Annotated in this window: 6 protein-coding genes; 3 read left to right on the forward strand and 3 right to left on the reverse strand. The window is 60.9% G+C overall.

Going from position 1 to position 7733, the window contains the following annotated elements; translation table 11 throughout:
• Nucleotides 1–107: 107 nt before the first annotated feature.
• Both QMX86_RS26505 and QMX86_RS26510 read right to left on the reverse strand, forming a co-directional pair.
• Nucleotides 108–1061, reverse strand: a complete 954-nt coding sequence (locus QMX86_RS26505; RefSeq protein ID WP_282387119.1) for an alpha/beta fold hydrolase — start codon at nt 1059–1061, stop codon at nt 108–110.
• The gene (locus QMX86_RS26510; protein WP_110646124.1) at nt 1062–1946 is read right to left on the reverse strand and encodes a neutral zinc metallopeptidase; all 885 of its coding nucleotides are present in this window, start codon (nt 1944–1946) and stop codon (nt 1062–1064) included.
• 391 nt (nt 1947–2337) lie between these two features.
• On the opposite strand from QMX86_RS26510, the gene QMX86_RS26515 reads away from it, so the two are divergent.
• Nucleotides 2338–3216: a DMT family transporter gene (locus QMX86_RS26515; protein WP_282387121.1), complete on the forward strand. Its 879-nt coding sequence runs from the start codon at nt 2338–2340 to the stop codon at nt 3214–3216.
• A 131-nt stretch (nt 3217–3347) separates the two neighbouring features.
• Here QMX86_RS26515 and QMX86_RS26520 read toward each other — a convergent pair whose 3' ends face one another.
• Nucleotides 3348–4685 carry an MFS transporter gene (locus tag QMX86_RS26520; protein WP_024014417.1) on the reverse strand — a complete coding sequence of 446 codons (1338 nt, stop codon included), beginning with the start codon at nt 4683–4685 and terminating at the stop codon, nt 3348–3350.
• A gap of 274 nt (nt 4686–4959) precedes the next feature.
• Between QMX86_RS26520 and quiC the strand changes: the two genes are divergently transcribed.
• Both quiC and QMX86_RS26530 read left to right on the forward strand, forming a co-directional pair.
• Nucleotides 4960–6861, forward strand: coding sequence for a 3-dehydroshikimate dehydratase QuiC (gene quiC / locus QMX86_RS26525; RefSeq protein WP_073475563.1), 1902 nt, complete (start codon nt 4960–4962; stop codon nt 6859–6861).
• Between the two features lie 102 nt (nt 6862–6963).
• On the forward strand, nt 6964–7641 hold the full coding sequence (locus QMX86_RS26530; RefSeq protein WP_024014415.1) for a TetR/AcrR family transcriptional regulator: 678 nt from the start codon (nt 6964–6966) through the stop codon (nt 7639–7641).
• The last annotated feature ends 92 nt before the right edge of the window (nt 7642–7733 follow it).

Here is a 7733-nt window from a genome sequence, read left to right on the forward strand (position 1 = left end):
AGCTCGCTCCCACATTGGATCTTCAGTGCACACATATTTTGTGCATGTCATAGAGCTATGTGGGAGCGAGCTTGCTCGCGAAGGGGGCGGTGGATTCAGAAAAAAACCTACTGATCAAACAACGCCTTCTGCCCCTCCGCGGAAGTCAGCATTCCATCCCCGTCATGCCCGACCCCAGGCACCTCCACCAGCCGCTGATTGACCCCCTCAGGATGCCGGCGCAGCAAATAGCCGAAATACAGCTTCCCACGCATCAAGCGGTAAGCCCCTTGCGCCTCGGCCGCGCAGCTCTTGTCCAGCGCCGGATGTTCCGGGTCGACGTCCTGCTGCCCGAGCAGATAAATCACCTCGCGTTTGACGTAAGCGCTCTCGACCTGCAACGGCGTTTGCCCGCCGGCATACACCGGCATGTCCGCCAGGCCATACTTCCAGCGATTGAAGCCAGGGCATTGTGCGTGGTCGAACGCCACTGGCCGCTGCTCGTTGAAATATGCATAGGACGAAGGATTGGCCACTACATAGCGCAAGCGAATACCGTTGGCCTTGAGCGCCGGCTGATCCTTGGCCAGCAGGGCGTAACGCTGCACCACCTGACCACCGCCGGAGTGGCCGAAGATCACGATCTGCTTCACGTCCGGAAACTGTTTGCGGTCGCTGAGCCGCGCGACGATTTCGTCCAGCGCCGCGTAGGAACTCAGCGGATTCGGCCCGGTGGACAAGCCGCCGCCCATCCACTCGTTGCCCTGCCAGCGCAGCACCGTCGGCGGCAAGGAATACAGGGTGACGTCACTTTCATTGAGAAACTGCGGAGCGATCACCAGCGTGTGCGCGGTCTGCCCGGCGAGTTCGGCGGCGCTTTCCGCGCTTTTGCGATAGGTCTCGGCGTTGCGCAAGCGACCATGAATGACGATCAGCACCCGCTCGATCTTTTCCGGTGCCGGGCCGATGCCCACTGCCATTTCCCCGGCCTTGAGTTGCAGGCGACCGGGGCTGATCGCATCGACGCCGGTCGCTTGCGCGGTGCCGACGATGAACAGTAACGCCACAAGCCATTTATGCATTTACAGGGTTTTCGCCGCGAAGGTGTCGCACTGGCTTACCTGGCCTTGCGCGAATCCGGTTTTGAACCAGCGCACCCTTTGCGCTGACGTACCGTGGGTGAACGAGTCCGGCACCACACGGCCCTGACCCTGTTGCTGCAAGCGATCATCGCCGATGGCGTTGGCGGCGTTCAAGGCTTCTTCGATGTCGCCGGGCTCCAGCCAGTTCAGGCGTTTCTGCGCGTTATACGCCCAGACGCCAGCGAGACAGTCGGCCTGCAATTCCTGACGAACCAGCAAGCCGCCGTCGCCTTCCATTTGCCGGCCTTGCTGACGCGCCGCCTGCATCTTCGCCGAGACGCCCAGCAGCGTCTGCACATGGTGGCCGACTTCGTGCGCAATCACGTAAGCCTGAGCGAAATCGCCAGCGGCTTTGAAGCGCTGCGACATTTCCTGAAAGAAGGCCATGTCCAGATAGACCTTCTGGTCGGCCGGGCAGTAGAACGGGCCGGTGGCAGAAGTGGCCATGCCGCACGCGGAGTTCACCCGATTGCTGAACAGCACCAGTGTCGGGTCTTTGTATTGGCGTCCGGCCTGCTGGAAGATCGGACCCCAAGTGTCTTCGGTGTCGCCGAGAATCGAGCGGACGAACTCAGCCTGTTCATCATTGGCCGGTGGCGCCTGGCGGGTTTGCGAAGTAGCCGCCGGTTGCTCCATCTGCCCGGTCAACTGGCCGAGGATCTGCATCGGGTCCTGGCCGGTGAGCCAGCCGATGCCGACGATCAGCACAATAGCGGTCAGGCTCAGGCCCTTGCCGCCACCGAAGCGCATGCCGCCACCACCGCCGGCATCATCACCCCGGGCGTCGACGACGTTGTCACTGCGTCGGCCTTTTTTCCATAGCATGTGGGAATCCTCTTTTATTGCCGGTGATGAATCTGCTGGTGATGAGTGTTGCCGCTGTGTGAGTGTGGCGCCAGTCCGGTCGTCCGTCCATGCACACGCGCCCACATGGTGCGGGCCTGGTATTGACGGTCGAGCGGGCCGTGAATTCAATCCCGAGTGGAATTTCTTCCGTCGAATTCATGAACCCGCTGTTTCGACGGCAGTCTGTGATGTTGCACACTGGCCGGGCGCCGAAGTGGCGGGAATCTTGCCTCAAGGTTTTGCCTGGCGGCGGTTTCCCGGCGAAGAAGAGTGCAACCTGTGCGGTTGCTGAAAGCTCGGCCGACTATGATTGCCACAACGATTGCCGCCAGCGCGAACGCTCGCCCGGATTTTTTTTCAGAGATTGCCAATGACCGTCAGCACCCCGCTCTCCGGTGTCAACCAGCCCTTCAAGGGGATTCTGCTGATTGTCGTGGCGACGTTCCTGTTTTCCAGTCACGACGCGTTGTCGAAATACCTCTCCGGTTTTTATCCGATCGTGATGGTGGTGTGGGCGCGCTATGTGGTGCACACCTTGTTGATGGCAGGGATTTTCCTGCCGCAGTCCGGTTTGCGCGTGCTGCGCACCAAGAAGCCGTTATGGCAGCTCGCCCGTGCCCTGTGCCTGCTCGGCACCAGCCTGTTTTTCACCACGGCGCTGCTGTACATCCCGCTGGCGGAAGCCACGGCGGTCAACTTTCTCGCACCGGTATTGGTCACGGCATTGTCGGTGCCGTTGCTCAAGGAACGGGTGACGCGCGGGCAGTGGATCGCGGTGATCTGCGGCTTCATCGGCGTGCTGATCATCGTCCACCCGGGCGGCGACCTGTTCACCCCGGCGATCCTGCTGCCGTTCTGCTCGGCGCTGTTTTTCTGCTTCTACCAACTGCTGACGCGCAAGCTTGCCGAAGTGGACAGCCCGACCACCAGCAACTTCTTTGCCGGCCTGTGCAATACCCTGGTGATGAGCGCGCTGGTGCCGTTCTTCTGGCAAGTGCCGACGTTGACTCACGCCGCGCTGATGCTGGCGCTGGGCAGTTGCGGGATGACGGCGCATCTGTTCCTGACCCAGGCCTTCCGCCACGCCGCCCCAGCCTTGCTGGCGCCGTTCGGCTATTGCCAGATCGTCTTTGCCGGGTTGTTGGGCTGGCTGCTGTTCAATCACACCCCGAGCGGGTTGACGGTGATTGGTATTGCGGTGATCTGTTGCAGCGGATTGGCGGCAGCGTGGCAGCAGAGCCGGCGCTGAAGAGCGGATCCCGGTACAACTTGTGGGAGCGAGCCTGCTCGCGAAAGCGGTGTATCAGTCGCCATATTCAGCGGCTGACGTGACGCCTTCGCGAGCAGGCTCGCTCTCACAATGGGATATATGCAGGCAGGTTATTCGGTAACGGTCGGAATCTTGCGCGGTGCCATGAAGTACATCCACGTCAGTGCGAGGAAGTACATCGCCGGGATCAGCGTGAACAGCACCGTGTAGTTGTTGTTGGTGACGGTGAGGATGTGGCCGACGATCTGGGTCATGAACATCCCGCCGATCGCTGCGCACATGCCGCCGAAGCCGAACACCGTGCTCATCATGTGCTTGGGCGTGTAGTCCATCACCAGGCTCCAGATGTTCGCAGTCCAGGCCTGATGCGCGCCGATCGCCAGCGAGATCGCCGCCACCGCCACCCACAGGTTCGCCGAGCCGGCGGCCATCACCACGCCGATGATGCAGCAGGCAAACAGCAACATCGACAGCAGCCGCGCCTTGATCGAGTTCATGCCGCGACCGATCAGGAACGAGGACAGAATCCCGCCGCCGACACTGCCGAAGTCAGCCGTGACGTAGATGATGATCAGCGGAATACCCATCTGCGTCACGTTGATGCCGAGGTTGTATTGCTGATTGAGAAACGGCGGCAGCCAGTACAGATAGAACCAGAACACCGGCGCGGTCAGCGAGTAGGCGAGGGCGAAGGCCCAGGTGCCGCGCATGCGCAGGATCTTGCTGAACGGCACGCGGGCCTGTTCCGGTTCGACTTGCTGCTGGATGTAATCGAGTTCCGACTGTTTCACCGTCGGGTGATCTTCCGGATTGAAGTATTTCAGGCCCCAGAACAGCAGCCAGATGCCGCCGAGTGCCGCCATGCACAGGAACGCCGCTTGCCAGCCCCACACATGCAGGACCAGTGGCAGCAGCATCGGCGTGAACATCGCGCCGACGTTGGTGCCGGCGTTGAAAATGCCGGTAGCGACTGCACGTTCACCGGCCGGGAACCACAGACGCGTGGTTTTCACACAGGCCGGATAGTTGGCCGCTTCCGTCAGGCCGAGGATGAAGCGGCAGACCATGAAGCCGACTGCCGAGGTCGCCAGGCCATGGGCACCGGTGGCCAGGCTCCAGAGCAGCACGGCGCAAAAGAACACGCGCTTGACGCCGACCCGGTCGATCAGACGTCCCTGGAGGACAAAACCGATCGCGTAGCCGACCTGAAACCAGAAGTTGATGTTGGCGTAATCCATCGCCGTCCAGCTCATTTCCTTGGCGAGGATCGGCTGCATGACGCCGAGGGCGGCGCGGTCGATGTAGTTGAGGGTGGTGGCAAAAAACACCAGCGCCAGCATGCCCCAGCGGGTCTTGCCGACAGCCATGGCGCCGCGGATCTTGTCGCCAATGCCACCCGTGGCAGTGCTCATGGCCGGAGCCATGCGGGAAGTCTGTGAAGGAATCATGTGTTCCACCCGTTTTTGGATTTGTTATTTGGTGTTCTTTTCTGTCGAACACCTTGCCCGGTGGTTAGTGGCCGGACTCGATGTGCAACCGATGTTGGGCAGTGAACAAAAAATCGTCAATTCGCCAAATCGCCTTAGTGTTCGATAATCGCACGCAAAACTAACCGGGTAGTACACTTTAAATTGCTGCGCGCAGGGATGCAGCCAATAATTTGCTCATCCTATAAAAGCGGCGCGGCTCACGCAGCCGCCGTCTCCAAACGGGAGTTGAAACATGCAGCGTTCCATTGCCACCGTTTCCTTGAGCGGCACCCTGCCGGAAAAACTCGAAGCCATTGCCGCCGCCGGGTTCGACGGCGTGGAGATTTTCGAAAACGACCTCTTGTACTACGACGGCAGCCCACGGGAAATTAAACAGATGTGCGCCGATCTGGGGATCGCCATCACCCTGTTTCAGCCGTTCCGTGACTTCGAAGGCTGCCGCCGCGATCGCCTGGCGCGCAACCTCGAGCGCGCCGAGCGCAAGTTCGATCTGATGCAGGAACTTGGCACCGACCTGGTGCTGGTCTGCAGCAACGCCTCGCCGGACAGTGTCGGCGATCAGCAAATCCTCGTCGATGATTTGCGCCTGCTGGCCGAACGCGCCGGCGCCCGTGGCTTGCGCATCGGTTACGAAGCGCTGGCGTGGGGCCGCCACGTCAATACTTATCAACAGGTCTGGGACATCGTCCGTCAGGCTGATCACCCCAACCTCGGCGTGCTGCTCGACAGCTTTCACACCCTGTCGCTGAAGGGCGATCCCAGCGCGATCGCCGACATTCCCGGCGACAAGATTTTCTTCGTGCAAATGGCCGACGCGCCGATCCTGGCCATGGATGTGCTGGAGTGGAGCCGGCATTTCCGCTGTTTCCCGGGGCAGGGCGAATTCGATCTGCCGGGTTTCCTCGCGCCGATCATCAAGAGTGGTTATACCGGACCGTTGTCGCTGGAAATCTTCAACGACGGCTTCCGTGCCGCGCCCCCGCGAGCCAACGCCGCCGACGGATTGCGCTCGCTGCTGTATCTGGAAGAGAAGACCCGTCAGCGTCTCGAGCAGGAAGCGCCGCCGGTGGCCAACCGTGAAATTCTTTTCGAAACGCCGTCCGCCAGCGAATACAACGGTGTGGAATTTCTCGAGTTTGCCGTCGACGAAGCGCTGGGCGCGAAGCTCAGTCACTGGCTGCAACGCCTCGGTTTTGCCAAGGCCGGGCAGCATCGCTCCAAGAGTGTCAGCCTGCTGCGTCAGGGCGATATCAACCTGATCCTCAACTCCGAGCCGTATTCGTTCGCCCACAGCTTTTTCGAAGCCCACGGTCCGTCGCTGTGCGCCACGGCGGTGCGGGTCAAGGACAGCGCCAGTGCACTGGCCCGCGCGGTCGCTTACAAGGGGCAGCCCTATCGCGGCCTGGTCGGGCCGAATGAACTGGAACTAGCGGCGGTGCGCGCACCGGACGGCAGCCTGATTTATCTGGTCGATGCGGACGCTGACGTGTACGGCACCGATTTCAATCTGTTGCCCGACGCGCAGACCGGCGGCGGCCTCAAGCGTATCGATCACATGGCCATGGCGCTGCCTGCCGACAGCCTCGACAGTTGGGTGCTGTTTTACAAAAGCCTGCTGGATTTCGAAGCCGACGATGAAGTGGTCTTGCCCGATCCGTACGGTCTGGTGAAGAGCCGCGCACTGCGCAGCCGCGACAGTTCGATCCGGCTGCCGCTGAACATTTCCGAGAACCGCAACACCGCCATTTCTCATGCGCTGTCGAGTTATCGCGGCTCCGGTGTGCATCACATCGCTTTCGATTGTGACGACATCTTCGCCCAGGTCAGTCGCGCCAAGGAGGCCGGCGTGCCGCTGCTGGACATCCCGCTGAACTACTACGACGACCTCGCCGCGCGCTTCGATTTCGACGATGAATTCCTCAGCGAACTGGCCTATTACAACGTGCTCTACGACCGTGACGCCCAGGGCGGCGAGTTGTTTCATGTCTACACCGAGCCGTTCGAAGGACGGTTCTTCTTCGAGATCATTCAGCGCAAGAATGGCTATGCCGGCTACGGCGCGGCCAACGTTGCGGTGCGGCTGGCGGCGATGGCCAAATCGCGCAGTGGTGCGGTGCGTCAGGCGAAGTTGTAGGGAATTCGTAAACGCGGGATCAAACACCGGCTGCGCGGCTTCCTTCACTGTCCCGCGCGGCCCATAATCGCCAGCTTGTGCAGTGATGGCCGTGAGCCCGCGATGACCATGAATTCAGAACTTTCCGCCGCTGCTGTCGAGTCCGAGGCAGTGCCGCGCAAGAGTCGCAAGAACAATCCGGAAAAGACCCGCGAAAACATTCTCCAAGAGGCGATCGTCGAGTTCGTCCAGCAGGGCTTGTCCGGCGCCCGCGTCGACGCGATCGCCGAGCGCATCCACACCTCCAAACGCATGATCTATTACTACTTCGGCAGCAAGGAGCAGTTGTACGTCGAGGTGCTGGAGAAGCTGTACGGCGATATCCGCAGCACGGAAAACCGCCTGCATCTGGATGAGCTGCCGCCCGAGCTGGCGATCCGCCGGTTGGTGGAATTCACCTTCGATCACCATGACCACAACGTCGATTTTGTGCGCATCGTCAGCATCGAAAACATCCACAACGCCGAATACGTAAAGCGTTCCGATGCAATCAAGGCGCTGAACAACACGATCCTCGATACCTTGGGCGGGATTCTGCAACGAGGCGCGGACGAAGGTCTGTTCCGGCGTGGCATCGATGCGCTGGACGTGCACCTGCTGATCAGTTCGTTCTGCTTCTATCGCGTGTCGAACCGCCACACGCTGGGGGAAATCTTCCAGATCGACCTGCCGGACGAAACCATCAAGCAGCGCCACCGCGAGATGATCTGCGAATCGGTGTTGCGCTACCTGAAGGCCTGACTCGATCTCTCCTGTGGGAGCGAGCCTGCTCGCGAAAGCGGTGTGTCAGTCGCCCTGTTCGTTGACTGAATCGACGCCTTCGCGAGCAGGCT

Source organism: Pseudomonas sp. PS01270 (assembly GCF_029959775.1).
GTDB lineage: Bacteria > Pseudomonadota > Gammaproteobacteria > Pseudomonadales > Pseudomonadaceae > Aquipseudomonas > Aquipseudomonas atacamensis.